15 protein-coding genes are annotated in these 18,441 nt (G+C 64.9%); 14 read left to right on the top strand and 1 reads right to left on the bottom strand.

Features of this window, described 5'->3' with window-relative positions:
- Window positions 1-20 precede the first annotated feature (20 nt).
- The 12 genes from mpaB to CH294_RS10840 all read left to right on the top strand — a co-directional run bounded on the left by mpaB (window position 21) and on the right by CH294_RS10840 (window position 12,024).
- Entirely contained in the window at window positions 21-1,064 is a 1,044-nt protein-coding gene (mpaB, locus tag CH294_RS10885) for a daptide biosynthesis RiPP recognition protein (protein WP_094737925.1), read from the top strand.
- A complete protein-coding gene (mpaM, locus tag CH294_RS10880) occupies window positions 1,061-1,852 on the top strand; it encodes a daptide-type RiPP biosynthesis methyltransferase (protein ID WP_094737924.1) in 792 nt (263 codons plus the stop codon). The genes mpaB and mpaM overlap by 4 nt, the downstream gene beginning before the upstream one ends.
- Window positions 1,849-3,150, top strand: coding sequence for a daptide-type RiPP biosynthesis aminotransferase (gene mpaD, locus CH294_RS10875; RefSeq protein WP_094737923.1), 1,302 nt, complete (start codon window positions 1,849-1,851; stop codon window positions 3,148-3,150). The genes mpaM and mpaD overlap by 4 nt, the downstream gene beginning before the upstream one ends.
- The gene (gene mpaC, locus CH294_RS10870; protein ID WP_094737922.1) at window positions 3,147-4,415 is read left to right on the top strand and encodes a daptide-type RiPP biosynthesis dehydogenase; all 1,269 of its coding nucleotides are present in this window, start codon (window positions 3,147-3,149) and stop codon (window positions 4,413-4,415) included. Before mpaD ends, mpaC begins: the two co-directional genes overlap by 4 nt.
- A 46-nt stretch (window positions 4,416-4,461) precedes the next feature.
- Complete coding sequence (locus tag CH294_RS27465; protein ID WP_170944679.1) at window positions 4,462-4,620, top strand: daptide-type RiPP; 159 nt, start codon at window positions 4,462-4,464, stop codon at window positions 4,618-4,620.
- Window positions 4,621-4,672: 52 nt separating this feature from the next.
- Window positions 4,673-4,834, top strand: coding sequence for a daptide-type RiPP (locus CH294_RS27460; protein ID WP_170944678.1), 162 nt, complete (start codon window positions 4,673-4,675; stop codon window positions 4,832-4,834).
- A 99-nt stretch (window positions 4,835-4,933) separates the two neighbouring features.
- Window positions 4,934-5,143, top strand: coding sequence for a hypothetical protein (locus CH294_RS10865; RefSeq protein ID WP_094737921.1), 210 nt, complete (start codon window positions 4,934-4,936; stop codon window positions 5,141-5,143).
- Window positions 5,140-5,868 carry an ATP-binding cassette domain-containing protein gene (locus CH294_RS10860; RefSeq protein ID WP_094737920.1) on the top strand — a complete coding sequence of 243 codons (729 nt, stop codon included), beginning with the start codon at window positions 5,140-5,142 and terminating at the stop codon, window positions 5,866-5,868. Before CH294_RS10865 ends, CH294_RS10860 begins: the two co-directional genes overlap by 4 nt.
- Window positions 5,865-6,617 (top strand): ABC transporter permease, encoded by a 753-nt coding sequence (locus CH294_RS10855; protein WP_094737919.1) that lies wholly within the window; start codon window positions 5,865-5,867, stop codon window positions 6,615-6,617. Before CH294_RS10860 ends, CH294_RS10855 begins: the two co-directional genes overlap by 4 nt.
- Window positions 6,618-6,705: 88 nt before the next feature.
- Window positions 6,706-8,364: a daptide biosynthesis intramembrane metalloprotease gene (gene mpaP / locus CH294_RS10850; RefSeq protein ID WP_141216485.1), complete on the top strand. Its 1,659-nt coding sequence runs from the start codon at window positions 6,706-6,708 to the stop codon at window positions 8,362-8,364.
- Between the two features lie 55 nt (window positions 8,365-8,419).
- Window positions 8,420-10,963, top strand: coding sequence for a class III lanthionine synthetase LanKC (lanKC, locus tag CH294_RS10845; protein WP_094737917.1), 2,544 nt, complete (start codon window positions 8,420-8,422; stop codon window positions 10,961-10,963).
- Complete coding sequence (locus CH294_RS10840; RefSeq protein ID WP_094737916.1) at window positions 10,960-12,024, top strand: glycosyltransferase family A protein; 1,065 nt, start codon at window positions 10,960-10,962, stop codon at window positions 12,022-12,024. Before lanKC ends, CH294_RS10840 begins: the two co-directional genes overlap by 4 nt.
- Here the strand turns inward: CH294_RS10840 and CH294_RS10835 are convergent.
- On the bottom strand, window positions 12,009-13,220 hold the full coding sequence (locus tag CH294_RS10835) for a YcaO-like family protein (protein WP_170944677.1): 1,212 nt from the start codon (window positions 13,218-13,220) through the stop codon (window positions 12,009-12,011). The genes CH294_RS10840 and CH294_RS10835 overlap by 16 nt on opposite strands.
- Window positions 13,221-13,416: 196 nt before the next feature.
- Between CH294_RS10835 and CH294_RS10830 the strand changes: the two genes are divergently transcribed.
- Together CH294_RS10830 and CH294_RS10825 are read left to right on the top strand one after the other, a co-directional pair.
- A complete protein-coding gene (locus tag CH294_RS10830; RefSeq protein ID WP_094737914.1) occupies window positions 13,417-15,186 on the top strand; it encodes a glycosyl transferase in 1,770 nt (589 codons plus the stop codon).
- Between the two features lie 10 nt (window positions 15,187-15,196).
- Entirely contained in the window at window positions 15,197-18,373 is a 3,177-nt protein-coding gene (locus CH294_RS10825) for an arabinosyltransferase domain-containing protein (RefSeq protein WP_249305226.1), read from the top strand.
- Window positions 18,374-18,441 lie beyond the last annotated feature (68 nt).

Genomic DNA, 18,441 nt, shown 5'->3' with positions numbered 1-18,441 from the left:
ATCACAGGAACGAGGCAGCTATGAATGTGAAGAAGAACCTCATGTCGTGGGCCACCGGTGTGGCCCACGGCGTCGACACCGTCCCCTCACGTGCGGCGACCGTGATCGTCGATCACGGGGCCGATATCGATGCTGTACGCAACGGCGACCTGGTCGGCCCGGGAACCGTTCTGTTCGTACCCGAGGACGCGGCCACGGAGGACGCCGCTGCGCATCTGGCACGCCGCGGAGCGGCGCTGTTCGGGTACTCGGGATCAGCATCGGTCGCGGGTGACGAGTTCTCCCCCAACCGTGATTTCTACCTCGAGCTCCAGACGTACGGCGTCGCAGCGTTCGTGTCCGTGATCGGCCCGACCGTGGTTCGCATCGCCGACATCGACGACTTCGAGTCCTACCTCGCGGACGCGGACGCTGCGCACTCGGCGGGACAGTTCGCCGAATTCATGACCAACCCGGCCGTACAGCTGGCCGATGCAACGGCATTCGGAGCCTACCTGGGCGACGACGGCCCAGAACTTCGAGTGTTCGTGGGATCCGATTCGGTGTCCACATCACCTGCAGGTCTGAGTCTGGGAGACCCGACGACCTTGCTCCGGGATCTTCGGGCTTCGTGGGACTCGGCACAGCAGTCTCAGGACGGGGCATTCGCCTCGTGTGGAGTATGCACCTCACAAGCAGTCGACTCCGCCGCGCGGCGAGCAGCCCTCGAGCAGCGCCCGTGGCTGGCCCACTACCTCGATGCCGTTGCGGCACTTCGCGACTTACGGGCACGCGGTATCGAGGACGCAACCGTGCTCGGATTCGGAGAAGAAGCGGATCCCGACAACTCGCGTAAGGCCGGCGAGCCGGTTGTCCTGCAAACCACGGAATCTGCCTACCTCCATGATCCGCGGCGCAACCGTACCGTCGAAATGCCGAGACTGCTGGCACCAGCAGCGCTCGCGGTCACCCGTGGGCTCGATGCGAGCGAGACATCGGACCTCGAGTCGGTGCGAGCCGTCACCACAGGACTCTGGACGCTCGGGTTCGGTTCTGCCTCGGACGATCTGGTGGGGACCCGATGACCACCGCAGTCGGGGGAGCCCTGTCGGAACTCGTCGAGTCCCTCGGCGACCGTGTCAGGTTCGGCTCGCTCTACGACGAGCGTGGTGCCGAAGTGTACGACGCACTGGTCTCGGGTGACTCCGGCGAGGTACGCGAGTTGGTGAGTCGGGTGAGATCACTCCCCGGCCCCGTCCTCGAACTGGCCGCTGGGTCTGGGCGATTGACCCTCCCCCTGCTCGCTACCGGCCGTGCCGTCACCGCGCTCGACTCATCCGAACACATGTTGGAGATGTTGCTCAAGCGCTTGTCCACCATGGGTTCACGAGGGCGTCGCTGCACGGTGACCCAGGCGGACATGAGCAATTTCTCGCTCGGCGAGCAGTACGGATCGATCGTATGCGGTACCACGTCGATCTCACTGCTCGATTCGGCAGGACGCCAGGGGATGTACCGCTCGGTGCACGACCACCTCGGGTCGGGATCGTTTCTCGTCAGCACGCTGGACATGCTGACCGAACGCGACACGGACGAGGTATCGACAACGGTCACCGTCCCGGACGGCCGGGTGTTCAGAACGTTCGAGCAGTGGTCGGCCGGTCAGAGCCAACGACAAGTGACCGTCGTGCCACCGTTCGTGGAAGCCTCGCACGATCCGGTTCCCCTGTGCTCGAGCACCGTTCACATACTTCCGGCCGACGAACTGGAGGACGAACTCCGCGCGGCAGGCTTCGTCACCGTCACTCGAATCGCGCTTCCGGACGACGGAAGCCGACATCTCGCAACGTTACTGGAGGTACGACGAGCATGAGCGTGGACACCGACCACACGGCCCCGACCACGAGTGCGAACAGAGCTGCACTGTGGCCCGCCTTTCTTCCGCCGTCGCAGCACGGAAACGACGGTCGATGCGCGGTATCGGCCGACGGGGTGAGGATCCGATTCGCAGACGGTGCCGATGTACTGTGCGGCACCAGCGGTCTGTGGAACACCCCGCTCGGCTATGGCAACCGACACGTCGCCGAGGCCACCTACGAGGCACTTCGAAATGCCAGCTACCTGAATGCTTTTCGGTACGAGAACGTCTACGCGCGTCGGGCCGCAGCCGAACTGATCGACGTTGCCGATCCAGCACACTATGCACGGGTGATCTTCTCCACATCGGGCGGTGCAGCGAACGACACCGTCAGCAAACTCGTGCGGCAGACACATGCACTCCGCGGCGCGGCCGGGCGGAAGATCATCGTGGGGATGACCGGCAGCTATCACGGCCTCACGTTCGGTAGCTTCGCGCTGACAGGGGAGGATCTCGGCCAGCAGATGTACGGGGTCGACACCCGGCTGGTGCGCCATGTGCCTCCGAACGACCTCGACGGGCTGCGCGCGACGCTTTCTCGTATAGGAAATTCGGTCGGGGCGATCATCGCCGAACCGGTTCTCGGTACGGGAACACTTCCGCTCACCGACGAGTACATCGCCGAACTCTGCTCACTGCGAGACGAATACGGCTTCCTGCTGGTGGCCGACGAGGTCGCAACCGGGTTCGGACGAACGGGGTCGTTCTTCGCGAGTCAGCGATGGCCGTCACCTCCCGATCTGCTCATCACATCCAAGGGGTTGACCAACGGAACGCAGGCGTGTGCAGCCATCCTCGTGTCGAATCAGGTTGCCCGCACGTTCGGCGATGCCGATGCTGTTCTGGGACATGCCGAGACGCAAGCCGGAACTGCCGTAGCCTGCGCAGCGATCAGTGCAACGATTTCCGAGATGCACCGACTCGACGCGGTAGCTGCGGGTAAGACTGTCGGCGACGCCCTGGGTGAGGCGCTCACCTCACTGCAGCAGTCGGAGGATTCCGTTGCCGCCGTATCCGGTATGGGCTGCTTCCGCTCGATCACGCTGAGCACACCCGACGGGGCGCCGCTCGAACCCTCGGACGTACCCCAGCTCGTCGCAGCGATCCGGGACGCAGGTGCCGTCGTTCATCCCGGCCCTTCCGGTGTTCAGCTCGTTCCGGCGCTGGTGTACTCACGACCGGAGGTGCGAGAGCTGATCCAAGCGGTCTCCGACGGGATCGGATCGTTCTGGGAGTCGAGGACGAACCGATGACCACCGTCAGCGCTCGGACCGAGGCCGTGCGCCGTTACCCGGGGCCGACTCAGTTGCTTCGCGGAATCGAGGAGTGGGTCGGGTGGCTCGCCGCAACGAGCGGCTCGCATGCGTCGATGGTGCTGGATCCGATGGTGGCCGGCAGCGACACGATTCGGAAGCTGGGTGATGCGATGACATTGCGCGGCTGGGACTTCGACATACGAATACTGCACGAACCGCTGGACAGTTCGAGTGCGGAGAACTTGGCGAACGACCTGTCCGGCACCGATCTGGTGATCGGCGTCGGTGGCGGCTCGGTACTCGACCATTGCAAGCTCGCTGTCGCGATCGACGGGAATCGCGTCGCCGGAACAATGATCCGTGCCCATCAACGCGGCAGCCTGATCAGTCTTCCCGGGCACTTCGTCCGCACGATCCCACTGTGTGCTGTGCCGACGACCCTCGGAACCGGAAGCGAAACCAGCAGCGTGGCCTGTGTGCAGCACGGAGAAGCAAAGCGTCTGGTGATGGGGCCCGGACTGCGGCCGGACTGCGCGGTGATGCACGTCGCCGCCACCGACACCCTTCCTCACGAACTGGTCTTCGAGGGAATCCTCGAGGTCCTGCTGCGCACTGTCGGGCCCTACGTCGGCCACAGAGCCGGCAGCCCCGTAGCCGACGCATTGGCGGAAAGTATTGCGGCAGAACTGGTATCGATGGCAGAATTCTCTCTGGCGGACATCGAGGCAACACGGTCCGTCGGTCGCGGCACCCGCGCCGCGATTGCTCACGCCAGCGCATTCACACACACGGAGTGGTTGGCCAACAGTCGTAACCCGTACTCGGTACGAGGATGGCCTATCGCGAACGAGCTGTCCACCGTGCTCGGCATCCGAAAAATGACAGCAATGGCCATGATTCAGCCGACATTGTGGGCTCACACCACCACCGGTGACGTCCGGATCGGATACGCAACCAGGCTGCAACGCATCTGGGATCGGATGCGAATGTCCGCGGGTACCGAACTCGCCAGTGACCCAGGAACTGGACTCGCAGAATTGTTGCAGCGATGGATGATTCGCGCCGACACCGTCGTGGATGCGTCGATCGTCGACACAGTCGCCGAACGAGTCGTGCGGCACTGGGGGGCGGGGCTTCCACTGCTCGGAGACCTTCGAGCCGCCGACATCAGAACCATTCTGCTCGAATGCACGCACGCGTCGACTCGATCGAAACCCGTATCGATCGACACCCGAACTCCCCCGGCCCTGTGCACGGGGTGACCAGACCGACCGTCCGCACGATATCGAGAGGAGGTGACACACGAACATGAACGACAACAACGCATTGCCCTTGGAGCTCGCCCTGCAGGAACTGGAGCCGTTGGAAGCACCGGGTTGGGCAACGACCATCGGTATCTCCGTCGGAACCGGTGCCGCGTCTGCGGCAGCGTACGGAAGCTTCGCACTGTCCGTTGCTCTGACCTGATCAACCCTCACCGGCCTGAGGACAGGTCGATCACACGAAACGGAGTGGATCCATGAATAAGCCCGAGACATTCTGCAGCCCATTGGAATTAGGTCTGCAGGAACTCGAAACTCTGGAAGCACCTGGATTCTGGAGTGGTGTGTCCACCGGCTTCAAGGCCACTGCGGCCGTGGTGTCGGTGGCAGCGGCCAGCGCTGGAATTGCCGCTACCTGACGCAGCTTCGGGTGTAGTTCGCCTACACCCCACTTCGTGGTGGCGGCCCTCGGGCCGCCACCACGGGTGCCATCGCATCGAATGACAAGGAGTAGAGATATGACCAGTAGCAACAACGGAAACGAAAGCGCCACGGCGAATTTCGGCATCCTGCCACTGCTCATCACTGTGGGCAGCCTCCTGGTTGCACTCGCAGGGGCATTCACCTTTCGATCCGAATCGACAGTCGTCTTCGTGATCTTCCTCGGCATTGCCATGGTCGCGGTCGCGGCGGGAGTCGGTCTGCTCGTCGGAAGGGATCGATCATGACCGAACAGCCTGTCGTCTCGTTCGACGGGCTGACCAAGACGTTCGGCTCGACCACTGCCGTCGAGGACGTGACATTCGACGTCATGCCTGGCCGCATCGTAGGGCTCCTGGGCCGCAACGGCGCAGGCAAAACCACCACACTGCGCATGCTGCTCGGCTTGGCCGAACCGACATCGGGAAAAGCCACCGTATTCGGCAGCAGCTTCGGTGAGCTTCGCGGCGCGGCGCGCCGAATCGGTGTCAGTATGGACGGGTCGCGGCCGATCCCCGGCGCATCGGGCGAACGCGAGCTCACGATCTTGGCGCGCGCGCTCGGCATCGGACGCGCGCGCGTCGACGAGGTACTCGAGCTGGTGGGGCTTACAGGCCACGAGAAGCAGAAGGTCACGAAGTACTCCACCGGGATGCGGCAGCGTCTGTCGCTGGCCGCTGCCCTGTTGTCGGATCCGGAACTGCTGATTCTCGACGAGCCGACCAATGGGCTCGATCCGGACGGAATCCGTTGGCTTCGAGAGTTTCTCACCGACTTCGCGGCACGCGGGCGGACGGTTCTGCTCTCCAGTCACATGCTGTCGGAAGTGCAGCAGACGGTCGATGACGTCGCGATCATCTCTACCTCGCTGCTCTACAGCGGCACGCTGAACGAGCTCACCTCCAGAGGCCGAGATCGTTTGGAGGACCGATTCTTCGAACTTGTCGGCGCAGGCACAGGAGGTGCGCAATGAATGCAACGATGAACGTTGTCGGGTCCGAGGCGCTCAAGGCGAGGACAGGACGATTCTTGTGGGTGCTCTTGCTCGCCGGAATCGGACTGTCCGGCTTGACCAGCTTCGGCTGGTCCACGGACGCCTACGGCGAGGATGCCGCGGCAGCCGTCGACACGGCCGCTCTGACCTCCGAAATCGTCCGATCCTGGATGATGATGTTCCTGTTCGCAGCCTTGGCCGGCGCGGTCTTCGTCACGCGTGACTACGCGACCGGAACCGTTGCTCGGGCTGCGATCGTCAGCGGATCACGGGATACGCTGTTCGGGGCCAAGATTGCGGTCGGATTGGTCATCGGGGCAATCTTCGGCACGGTCGCCACCGTGTTGTCCGTCGTGTCGCCGTCACTGTCGATGGCAATCTACGATGCCACCCCCGTGTTCACGTCCGACACGTGGTACACGGCCGCAGGTGTTTTCGCGTGTTCTCTTCTTGCCGGTGCGTTCGGCGTGCTCGTCGGATGGCTGGTGCGCAACCAAGTGGTCGCGATCGTGATTCTCGTCGTGGTCACCCTGGCGGTCGACCCTGCGCTGCAGCGCCTGATCCCTGATTTCGCGAGGTACCTGGTGACGATCGCGATGAGCTCGCTCTACCGCGACGGGAAGCCCGAGCTGCTGTCGATCCCTGTCGCAGCCGCGGTTCTCCTCGGGTGGCTCGCCGTGCTCGGCTTCTGCGCTCGTACGTCGTTCCGCTCACGCGACATCACCTGACCGAACGCGCTTTTCGTGTGCCTCCACCGTCACCCGGACCGAACGCCTCCGACACACCGAACCACCGATGGGACTGATCGAGATGACGATGACCACAAGCTCCACATCGACGGTGCCGAGTCCCGACCTGGACCGGATACCCGAGTTGGGGCCCGGGGTGACGGTGCACGAGCCCATCTCGGAGCACGCTCCGTGGGTCCTCCGTCGAGGCGAAAGCCGCTACTACCGTGTGGGAAAGGACCTCGCCGATCTCGCCTGCGCAATCGACGGAGTTCGGTCCGTGCGAGAACTCGCGCGTGATCTCGGGGGTCGGTGGGACCCCAACAGTGTGCACGGAGCGGTCGCCGATCTGACAGGTGCCGGCTTGGTCGCCGACCCCACCGTCGACCGGACCCCGAGTAGACGCAAGGCCCGGAAGAAGGCCGGCCGGATCCGGTTCGTCCCGCCGATGACCGTGCAGTTCTCGCTGCTGGATCCGAGCCGGCTGCTCCGCCCAGGGATCGCATCGATGGGCGAACGCGCCATTCGTGTCGTACTCGCTCTCGCCGCGGCAATCTCGGTCGGCGGTCTGATCGCCATGACGGCGACGTTCGCTGCTGTGTACAAGACTCTGTCTCAACCGCTTACGCCAACCACATACATCCTGGTCACCGTGGCTGTTCTGGCGACGACGGCGGTCCACGAATTCGGCCACGGACTCGTTCTGGCACATCACGGGGGTAGGCCGACGCGGATGGGTGTGATGCTGTTCTACCTGACGCCTGCGTTCTTCTGCGACGTATCCGACGGATGGCGGCTCGCGCAGCCACGACAACGGGTACAGGTCGCTCTCGCAGGCATCGCTGTCCAGTGGACCGTCGCCGGTGCAGCGGGTCTCGGCTCGGTCGTGGTCGGCAACGGAGGCCTGCGGGACGGCCTGATCACGTTCGCCACCTTGACCTATCTGGCCGGAATCATGAACTTGGTTCCACTGGTCAAACTCGACGGATACATCGCGCTGATGAGCTACCTCGACGTTCCGAATCTGCGCGCCAAGTCGATCGAGGACGCGCGAAACTGGACCGCACACATCCTGTTCGGCTCGCGGCGGGCAGAACCGAGCGAGCGGTCGTGGTCGGTGTTGTACGGCTTCGCCTGCATTGCGTTCCCGTTCTATCTGGTCGCAACAGCCCTGACCGTGTGGTCGGACTCCATCATGCGGCTGGGCTGGGCGGGGGCTGCGCTGATCATCTCGCTGTTCGTGTTCGGTGGCTATGTCGTCGGCAAATCCGCTGTCCGCTTCGTTCGTGACGCGGCGCGCAACGGGGCATCGATCACGAGAATCGTCGCAGCGGTGGTCCTTGCGGCCGTGGTCGCGGCGGTCTCGCTGACGATGATCCGCGTACCGTCCACCGTCGCAGGCGGATTCCGCACAGACGACAACGGCACAGTCCACTTCGTCGCCGCGCGCAGCGTCGACCTCTCGGCCGTCGAACGTGGCGATGTCGTGCAACTGCGACGAGGAGGAATCGTGTTCCACCGCGAGGTCGGAACCGCCCGAATCGCCGATCCCGACGTGACCTCGACCACCGCACCGCTGTCCACACTGATCCCGGTGACCATGTCGACACCGACACCGGTCGACTCGATGACTCTGGACGATTCGACTGCGACCGTCGACAGTGGAATCGCAAGCATCGACACCGGCACACTGTCGCTGGGCGACTGGATCGCATCCACCTACATCAAGGTTCTCCTACACCCCTGACTTCGATTCGGCTCGCCCACAGTCCGGCCCGCCCTGATTCCGTCCGGAGGACACCATGGATCTTCGCTACCTCGCCTACTGCCAGCCGGGAGATATCTTCTACGACATCGCTCCCGAGAGCTCGCCCTCGGAGAACGTGTTCGGAGACGCTGCCGCCCCCGACGGGTGGGTCCGGGTCACGCAGTCGGAATGGACGATGTACTACCCCGAGTCGACCTCGCTTCCGCAGCAGGGCTGGAAAATTCATATCTCCGCCACCTCCGACAATGCCGATCGGATTCTGGCAGCCACGCACCGCTATTGCGTCGAGCAGGGCGTCCCCTACAAGCATCTTCGCGACGCCGAGACGCTTCACCGCCGTAACAGCAAGTACGCAGATCGAGGAAGCAGCGGGAAATTCGTCACCGTCTACCCCCTCTCCGAAGACGATCTGGCAGAACACCTTCATGGTCTCGACGACGTGCTCTCCGGGTTCGATGCGCCGTACATCCTCAGCGATCTGCGCTGGAACAGTGGTCCCGTGTACGTACGCTACGGTGGGTTCGTTTCGCGCCTCGGCCGGCCGGACGGCGGTGAGCTCGTCCACTGCATCGAGGCACCCGACGGCACCCTCGTCGCGGACGTCCGCAAGCCGGGCTTCCGGGTTCCCGCGTGGGTCGAGCTACCCTCATGCCTCGTTCCTGCTGTAGCAGAACGCAACTCGGGAGTGCTGGGAGACTTTCCCTTCTCCGTCACCAAAGCCCTGCATTACTCGAACGGGGGCGGGGTCTACCGCGCAGTCGACACTCGGACAGGCGCAGACGTTCTCCTGAAAGAGGCCCGGCCGCTGGCAGGCATCGACGAGGAGGGCCTCGACGCGGTCGCGCGCCTCGAGCGCGAGCACGCGGCGTTGGAGCGAATGGCTGCACTCCCGTGCATTCCCGACCTGATCGATTACAGGACCGGACATGCGCATCGATTCCTCGCCAGGGAATTCGTCGACGGGGTTCCATTGATGGACCGGGTGATGACGCTCAACCCCGTCGTGAACCCCGATTCCGACCTGGATCGACGCGGCTACGTCGCGTGGGCCGAATCGATGATGGCGAAGATCGAAGCCGCACTCACGTCCATGCATCGACTCGGTCTCGTCTTCGGTGATCTGCATCCGCACAACATCCTGGTTCGTCCGAACGGGGACGTCGCATTCATCGACTTCGAGGCCACGATCGACATGGACGACGATTCGGCGCAGATCATGGGCGCACCAGGGTTTCGGGCACCCGCGTCGTATCGTGGTGCCGCCATCGACCGCTACGCAGTCGGTTGCCTACGGATTGCGATGTACCTCCCACTGACCCCGATCATGGCGTGGTCCGCCGAGAAGATTCGTCATCTCGTCAACCTTGCCGAGTCGATGTTCGAACTTCACCAGAATTACCGCGCCACGGTATTCGGCGACCTGGGCGTGACGGCGTCTCGACTCGACGCCTTCACGGGCTCAGGTGAATTCGGACACCGAGCCGATGCGGGGCCACTGCACGACCGCGTGGCGGAATTGCTGTCCACGGTTGTCGCCGACGCGACCCCGTCCCGATCTGATCGACTGTATCCTGGCGATGTGCGTCAGTTCGCGACGCCGACCGGCGGGGTCAACTTCGCTTTCGGAGCCTCCGGCGTGCTCTGGAGCCTACAGGCCTGTGGCGTCGAGGCACCGGACGAGCACGTGGACTGGTTGGTCCGTGCCGCCGCTCGACATCCCGTCACGTCGCCCGGGTTCTTCTCCGGCGGTGCGGGAACGGCATTTGCTCTCGACGGCCTCGGATGCGTCGACGAGGCGGACGTCCTGCTCCGACACGCACTCGATCTCGCCTCGGTGAGTACCGACCACAGCCTGGACAACGGGGTCGCCGGTCTGGGAACCGCGCTCATTGCGATCGGGCGTCGCCGCGGGGAGCGCGAGCCTGTCGAATCGGCCGTCGCACTGGGGGCGCAGATGTTGCTGCGGCCGGAACCGGGACCCAACGACTTCTCGACACCCGGTCTCCTGCACGGCGCTTCCGGCACGGCGTTGTACTTCGTCCGCTTGTTCGAGGAGACCGGCGACGACCGGTTCCTTGTGCGAGCGCGCGCCCTTCTGGTCCACGAATTGCGTGGACTGTTCGACCGCACACCGACGTCGACAGCGGTCTCGGGGACCGATCGGCACCACGTCGCACTGGAAACGTCGGGTGCCGCAATGGTACTCGCGGACTACCTCTCATCGGCACCGGAGGACGACGAACTACGCGGGTACGCCGGACCGATCCTCGACAGATTGGCTGCTCCGTTCACGATCAACGCAGGCGCACTTCGTGGGCGTGCCGGGATCGTGATGGCGCTCCACCGACTCCACGATGGTTCCGAGCACGTGGCCGCGGCGATACGAACGCACACAGCCCATTTCGGATGGCACTGTGTTCCCGAGCGCGACACGATAGCTATGCTCGGCGACGAGTGCCTTCGCATTTCTCACGACTTCGGAACGGGTACCGCAGGTGTCGCGCTGGCACTGACCACCGTGGCCGGAACCGGATCGTCCGCGTTTCCACTCTTTCAGAAGGCACGAGTCCCGGCATGACCTCCGCTCCCGGCACGCGGCCGCTGTTCTCCGTCGTGTGCCCGACGTTCGAACGCTCGGCGGCGATCATCGACACCCTCGATTCCGTTTCCGCACAGACCGAATCGAATTTCGAGATGATCGTCGTCGCCGACGGATGCACGGACGACACGGTCGACTGGGTACGGTCGGCCGCCGCTCGCGACGACCGGATCACGTTGATTCGGACCGAACGCCACGGACATCCGAGCACACCCCGCAACATCGGCTGCAGTGCAGCGGTCGGTGAGTTCGTCGCGTACATCGATCACGACGACCAATGGACGCCGGACCACCTGGAAGCCCTACGCGCACTGTTCGACGCCGGAGCCGATGTCGCTGCCACCGGTAGCACCTCGTACGATCCAGCAGGCGCTGTCGTGTCTCGGTCAACCCCGCTCGATATGTGCTGGCATCCTGACATCGCCACGCTCGGTGCTCAATTCGAGCCCTCACGCGTGGCTCACCGCGCAGGTATCGCCGGCGCGGTCGGTGGGTGGCGAACGGGTAGCGGTCTCGAGGATTGGGATCTGTGGATCCGCATCGCCGACGCGGGGTTCGACTTCTGGACCACTGTCGCTACGACGGCCCGGATCTCCCTGGACCCACGAACTCGTCGGCACCGAATTCCACCACGCCGGTTCCTGCCGATCGTCGAATTCGACAGCGCACGGGACGCGCGCGCGACCGTGGACGCCGTTCGCGATCCGGCCGTTCTCGACCGTTTTCGCGACGCATACGTTCAGGACGCGACGGCCAGGTACGCACGGCTACAGAGGTCGCCACGGTTTCGACGCCCGTCGGGGTGGACGGGGTCCATCGAGAACGAGATTCGTCGATCGGCCGCGCAGTCGACGTCCGCCTGGGCTTCACTGATGGTCGTTCGATCAGGAACGAAATTCGCTGTAGCAGAACCGGTATGGTGCACCGACGATTCCCACCACGAGCGCATCGCGGAGCTGTCACCGGAGGTCAACCGCACGCAGTTCGCCGTGGTCGCGAAGATCGGGCGTGCAACAGCCGGACTTCAGATGAGCGGATGAGGGCGGCCGGCAGCAACCACACCGCCGTCGATACGGTCCAAGCGCCAGCCGTGTGATGTTGTCTCGTCCATTCTCAGAGGCTGAAATCCAGGCACCAACACCTTGACCGCGCACCAACCCATATCGCGATGAACCTCGGGCAATCTGTCGGTCAGCTCGACGACCACCGGCCGACCCCTCGATGTCTGCACTCGCCGAAGAACGGTCTCGCCGATGGTCGAGTCACCGCTGTCTTTCTCCACAGGTTCGGGTAGACCTCGACGCACGTCGTCGACGCGGCCGTTCCACTCCTCGCTCGCTCCGGGCGACATCCAGGTCAGCGCTCGATCGAGGTCGGACCGCACGCCCCCGACCGGTGCCGAGTCTCCGTGGACCTCACGGATTGCGATCATCGCCGACCGCACCTGCAGCGACTCCTGCAACGCCACCACCATCGCACGCGCGGGGTCCGGATGCGCTTTGGCACCGACGGCCACCACCCCGTCGGACACGATCGCGGCGACAACGCAGGGTATTGCGGTCGGCGACGGTATCGAACAGAACTGGACGGCCAGCCCGGCGGCGTCAACGGCCATCATGAGCTTCGACAGAGCGCGAGCATGTGCCGACGACGCGGAGTGCGACGCCACGTCGATCGTCTGCAACGGGTTGCCGGACGCCCAGACCGTCTGCAGAGCATCGCGCTCCACCCACTCCAGTAGCGCTCCGGTGGTGGCGAACTCGACGTCCGGACCCGCCGCCGCACCGGACGGCGTGACGTCGAACCATTCACTGTGACCGGGAAAATCGACGGTGCCCGCCGGGACCCAGACCGGGCCGCCGGTGGCGAGGCAGCGGCCACGGTACCAACGCAGTTCGTGCAGCGGTGCCGACGAGGAACAGAGCCCCTCCGACACCACGTCGAGGGTCGGTTCTCCAGGATCGATGTCGTCGGCCGACACTCCCTGCGGCTCGCGGTCTGCCCGGGCAACCAACGCGTAACGCTCGACGGCCTCGCCCGCCGCCCTGACCATCGCGTCTCGCCTGTCCGGGCCCGAGGCACCCACAGCATGCAAAGGGTGTTCATGGACGTCCGACTGCAGCGCATCGAGCATCCCGATATCGACGGCCACGGTCCACAGCAGACTCGACGGTGGCCGAGGAGGATTCAGCGTCCACCCACGGGCCAATCCATTGTTCGGGTTCAAGGTTGCCACTACGTCGATCATCGGTGCCAGCCCGAGTTCCTCGGCATCGTGCTGAAGCCTCCTCGACGACTTTGTAGTGGGATCGATCTGCTCGCTCCGGCGATACGCGACGATATCGGTGTACGCGGCTGCGCGCAGCCTCGTGACATGTGACCGAGGTCGTTCAGGTTTTCGCCCACCGTGATCTTTCTGTAATCTCGACGCGATGACCACCCACGACCAGAGCGTTCTCGAGCGGAAGCCGACAACGGCACCGGCTCGACACTCCGGCGTCGGGCGCGGTGACGCTGTTGCGGCAGTGGGATTCCTTGTGGCCGCGGTGTACGTCCTGCAGGGCCAGTGGCGGAATCTGAGCGGCGGCTACCTCTACAACAGCGGCCAGGACCAGACGATGTGGGAGTGGTTCTTCTCCGTCGCCGCCCATGCCGTCGCGCATCTGGACAACCCGCTGTCGAGTGACCTGCAGAATTACCCGCTCGGGGTGAATCTGATGGCGAACACGGCAATGTTCGGCATCTCGATCCCCCTGGCCCCGATCACGTTGCTCTTCGGACCGACCGTCACCTGGGCGATCGCCCTCACCGCCGGCCTCGCCGGAACCTCCTTCGCCTGGTTCTGGCTGTTCTCGCGTCAGCTGAACGCCTCCAAGGGTGCGGCCGCGATCGGCGGTGCGCTGTGCGGCTTTGCACCCGGGGCAATTTCCCACGCCAACGGGCACCCCAACTTCGTGGTGCTGTTCCTGCTTCCGGTCATCGCGATGCTGGTCACGCGCATCGCCCACGGCGGCGGAACCACCAAGAACACCGTCGGGCTCGGCCTGATCGTCGCGCTGCAGATCCTGCTCGGCGAAGAGCCGCTGCTGATTTTCGCGATGTCGTTCGCCATCTTCGCCGTCGCCTACTACGTGACCCGGCCACGTTCGGTGTGGCCGGCTGTTCGCAATGCCGTCCCGCGGCTCGCTGTCTCTGCGAGTATCGCGCTGGCCATCGTCGCGTTGCCGCTGTGGTGGCAGTTCTTCGGACCGCAGTCGTACTCCTTCCTCGAACACGGACCGATGGGTAACGACGCGAAGGCCCTGTTCCAGTTCCCGACGCAATCGATCGGCGGCGTCGCGACACCGGGGCAGGACGTCCGCATCAACGCCACCGAGGAGAACGCGTACTTCGGGTGGCCGCTGCTGGTGCTGTGCCTGGTGGCTGCCGTGTGGATGTGGCGCGTCGCGTGCGCCCGTGCCGCCGCGGCAACGGCAATCGTCATGAGCGTGCTCTCGCTCGGTGCGACGCTGATGATCGGCAAGAACGACACCGGCATCACCCTTCCGTGGACGAAGCTCGCCGAGTACCCACTCGTCGAATCCGTCCTCGAGACCCGCTTCGCGTTGGGCGCGGTGCCTGCGCTGGCCCTGCTGCTCGTGCTGGCCACCGATCGGACGTTCCGGAACGGACTGCGCCCACTGCCTGCCTTCTGGATAGCCGGACTCGCCCTCGCACTCGTTCCGCTGATCCCGACGCCGCTGGTTGCCGTCGACAAATCTCCGACGCCGGAGTTCTTCGCCGACGGCGAGTGGGAGAACTACGTCGACGACGGTTCCGTCGTCACCGTGCCCCTGCCACGGCCCGAGGACGCCCGCCCGCTGCGCTGGCAGATGGACGCCGACATGGGCTTCAAGCTGGCAGCCGGATACTTCGTCGGACCGAGTGATCAAGAAGAGAAGGTTGCCAAGTACGGAGCCGTCGACCGGCCGACGGCACTGTTGCTGGGCTCGGTGTACGACCAAGGCACTGTCCCGGAGATAACCGACGATCAACGTGCGCAGGCCGTCGAGGATCTGACGTTCTGGGAGGCGGACGTGGTCGTACTGCCGCCGAGCAAGCGGACCGTTGCACTGCGCACCACCGTCACCGAACTGCTCGGTGTCCAGCCGCAATACACCGGTGGCGTGTGGGTGTGGGATGTGCGGACGCTCGTCCAATAGCATCGTCGGCGTGCCCGAGACCGCTCCGAACGTCAAGACCGCCCGGCTGATAGCGATCGTCACCGGAATCATCGGTGCACTCCTGGCCATCGCAACGCCCCTGCTGCCGGTTCAGCAGGACGTCGCGACGCTGTCGTGGCCACAGAGCTCGTTCGGCAGCGTGAACGCCCCGTTGGTGAGCTACTCGCCCGTCGACCTCGAGGCAACCGTTCCGTGCAGCGCGGCCACCGCTCTCACCGACGGCGGCACGCTGGTCTCCACCGCACCCATCGCCGCTGCGAAGACCGAGCAGAAGGCACTGATCGTTCGGGTCGACGACGGCCGACTGCAGGTGCTGCTGCGCGATCGCGTCCTTGCCGAGGCACCCGTCGACGAGCTGAGCGGTAACTGCGCGCTGACCGTGTCGTCGAACGCCACTCGCACGGTCGTCGACCTCGACGGCGAGGCGAACACCGTGGACGGAGACATCCGGCCCCAGGTCGTCGGCGTGTTCACCGATCTCACGGCACCGGTCGACGGCCTGAACGTGCGCGTGGACATCGACTCGCGCTACTCCTCCGCTCCGACGACGTTCAAGTTGCTGGCGATGATCGTCGGCGCACTCGCTGTCATCGCCTCCCTGTTCGCGCTGCATCGACTCGACGGCATGGACGGGCGACGCCACCGACGATTCCTTCCCTCGCGCTGGAAATCCGTTACCGGAGTCGACGCCGTTGTGGTGGGTGTGCTGGTGCTGTGGCACTTCATCGGCGCGAACACTTCCGACGACGGTTATCTGCTCAACATGGCCCGCGTCTCCGAGAACGCCGGCTACATGGCCAACTACTTCCGCTGGTTCGGCGTTCCGGAAGCACCGTTCGGCATGCCCTACTACGACATGCTGGCCGCCCTCGCCAAGGTCAGCACCGCCAGCATCTGGATGCGCCTGCCCGCCACCATCGCCGCGCTGCTGTGCTGGCTGGTCATCAGCCGCGAGGTCATCCCGCGTCTGGGCCGCGCGGTGCTCACCAACCGCGTCGCACTGTGGACCGCGGGACTGGTGTTCCTCGCCTTCTGGCTCCCCTACGACAACGGATTGCGGCCCGAACCGATCATCGCTCTCGGCGCATTGTTGACGTGGTGCTCGATCGAACGCGCCATCGCTACCGGACGACTGCTCCCAGCCGCGGTCGGCACGCTGATCGCCGCCTTCTCCCTCGCCGCCGGACCCACCGGGTTGATAGCCGTCGCCGCCCTGCTCGCCGGGCTGCGCCCGTTGGTGATGGTCGTGGTCAAGCGGGCTCGGGAGGTGGGACTGCTCGCCGTTCTCGCGCCGCTGGTCGCGTCGGGACTGGCGGTGCTGATCGCGATCTTCGCCGACCAGACTCTGAGCACTGTGCTCGAAGCGACCCGGGTGCGCTCGGCCATCGGACCGAACGTGCCGTGGTTCGAAGAGCGCGTGCGTTGGGACGCGTTGATGACAATCTCTCCCGACGGCTCGCTCGCGCGACGGTTCGGCATGTTCGCGATGCTGCTGTGCATCGTCGTGTGCATCGCGGTGATGCTCCGCAAGAACGGACGCATTCCCGGCACGGCCACCGGGCCGTCGCGTCGGATACTCGGAATCATCTTGGGCGCATTGGCTTTGATGATGTTCACCCCCACCAAGTGGACCCACCACTTCGGTGTGTACGCCGGTCTCGCGGCGTCGCTGGCCGCATTGGCGGCAGTGGCCGTCACCGCGGCGACCGTGCGATCTCCGCGCAACAGAACCCTGTTCACTGCCGCGGTTCTGTTCCTGACTGCGGTGGCGTTCACCAGCTCCAACGGCTGGTGGTACGTGTCGAGCTACGGAATTCCGTGGTTCGACAAGCCGCCGTCCATTGCCGGCAAGGGCTTTTCGACGATCCTGCTCGGCCTGACGGTTCTGACGCTCCTCTATGCCGCCTACCAGCATGTCCGATTGCCTTATCGCAGAAAAGAACCCACCACCCGACGCCGATTCGCGCCGTCCGCACTGACCATCATCGCCGGCGGCGTCGTCGCCTTCGAAGTGCTCTCGTTCGTCAAGGGTGCTGTGGCGCAGTATCCGGCGTACTCCATCGCCCGCTCCAACTTCTCGGCTCTCGCCGGAAATTCGTGCGGACTCGCCGGTGACGTGCAGGTGGAAACCGACGTCAACGGATCGGTGCTACAACCGATCGACCCAGCAGCGGACGCACTCGGAGCGGGCGGTAGTACCGGATTCACGCCCGACGGCGTCGCCCAGGATCTGACCGCAGACTCCGAGGACACCGCGCAGGGCAGCGCCAACTCCATCCGACCCGAGGACTCCGAACAGAGCGCGGCGGCAACCTCGTCGAACTCCGCGGGCACCTCCGGCGGTACCAACGAGAACGTCGGAATCAACGGTAGCTCGGTCGCCCTGCCCTTCGGCTTGAATCCCGCGACCACTCCGGTGCTCGGTAGCTTCGGTGCCACCGAGCCTGCATCGCTGACCTCCGGTTGGTACCAGCTCTCCGACACCGACCGCGGCGACCTGATCGCCATCGCCGCCGCAGGCCGAATCCGATCGGTGGACAAGGACGGCATCGTCACCCCGGGCCAACGCGTCGAACTGGAATACGGGCGCCGCGACGGTAGCGACGTGCAGGCTTTGGGACGCGTCACGCCTCTCGACATCGGCCCGTCGCCGTCGTGGCGCAATCTGCGAGTCCCGATGACCGATCTACCGGCCGAGGCAGACGTCGTTCGCATCGTCGCCGAGGACAACGATCTGGCCGGCGATCAGTGGCTTGCCGTCACCCCGCCGCGCGTCCCGAAGACACAGACGCTGAACTCGCTCGTCGGATCGACCGACCCGGTGTTGCTGGACTGGGCCGTCGGACTGGCGTTCCCGTGCCAGCGACCGTTCGATCATCGGGACGGCGTCGCCGAGGTGCCGAAGTACCGGATTCTGCCCGACCGCACCGGGGCCGAATCCACCAACGCCTGGCAGGACTCGATCGGCGGTGGCCCACTCGGCTGGACCGAACTGCTCCTCGGGGCGCAGACGCTGCCGTCGTATCTTGCCGACGACTACGCCCGGGACTGGGGTTCGATCGAGAGATACATGCCACTCGACCCTGACGCAGGGACGGCCGAGATCGCCGTCGAGCAGCAGTCTCGGTCGGGACTGTCCAGCGACGGACCGATGAAAACAGACTGAGGTCCCGTTTTTCGGTGGGTTACGGGGACGGTGCCTGTGTGACCTCTTCGTCACGCTCGCATAACATC

It is taken from the genome of Rhodococcus sp. 14-2483-1-1 (genome assembly GCF_002259335.1).
Lineage (GTDB): Bacteria > Actinomycetota > Actinomycetes > Mycobacteriales > Mycobacteriaceae > Rhodococcoides.
This window is presented reverse-complemented; position numbering and strand designations above follow the sequence as displayed.

Coding starts and splice junctions, on each gene's coding strand:
- mpaB (WP_094737925.1), top strand. CDS start 21: ATGAATGTGAAGAAGAACCTCATGTCGTGGGCCACCGGTGTGGCCCAC.
- mpaM (WP_094737924.1), top strand. CDS start 1,061: ATGACCACCGCAGTCGGGGGAGCCCTGTCGGAACTCGTCGAGTCCCTC.
- lanKC (WP_094737917.1), top strand. CDS start 8,420: ATGGATCTTCGCTACCTCGCCTACTGCCAGCCGGGAGATATCTTCTAC.
- CH294_RS10830 (WP_094737914.1), top strand. CDS start 13,417: ATGACCACCCACGACCAGAGCGTTCTCGAGCGGAAGCCGACAACGGCA.
- CH294_RS10860 (WP_094737920.1), top strand. CDS start 5,140: ATGACCGAACAGCCTGTCGTCTCGTTCGACGGGCTGACCAAGACGTTC.
- CH294_RS27460 (WP_170944678.1), top strand. CDS start 4,673: ATGAATAAGCCCGAGACATTCTGCAGCCCATTGGAATTAGGTCTGCAG.
- mpaD (WP_094737923.1), top strand. CDS start 1,849: ATGAGCGTGGACACCGACCACACGGCCCCGACCACGAGTGCGAACAGA.
- mpaC (WP_094737922.1), top strand. CDS start 3,147: ATGACCACCGTCAGCGCTCGGACCGAGGCCGTGCGCCGTTACCCGGGG.
- CH294_RS10855 (WP_094737919.1), top strand. CDS start 5,865: ATGAATGCAACGATGAACGTTGTCGGGTCCGAGGCGCTCAAGGCGAGG.
- CH294_RS27465 (WP_170944679.1), top strand. CDS start 4,462: ATGAACGACAACAACGCATTGCCCTTGGAGCTCGCCCTGCAGGAACTG.
- CH294_RS10865 (WP_094737921.1), top strand. CDS start 4,934: ATGACCAGTAGCAACAACGGAAACGAAAGCGCCACGGCGAATTTCGGC.
- mpaP (WP_141216485.1), top strand. CDS start 6,706: ATGACCACAAGCTCCACATCGACGGTGCCGAGTCCCGACCTGGACCGG.
- CH294_RS10840 (WP_094737916.1), top strand. CDS start 10,960: ATGACCTCCGCTCCCGGCACGCGGCCGCTGTTCTCCGTCGTGTGCCCG.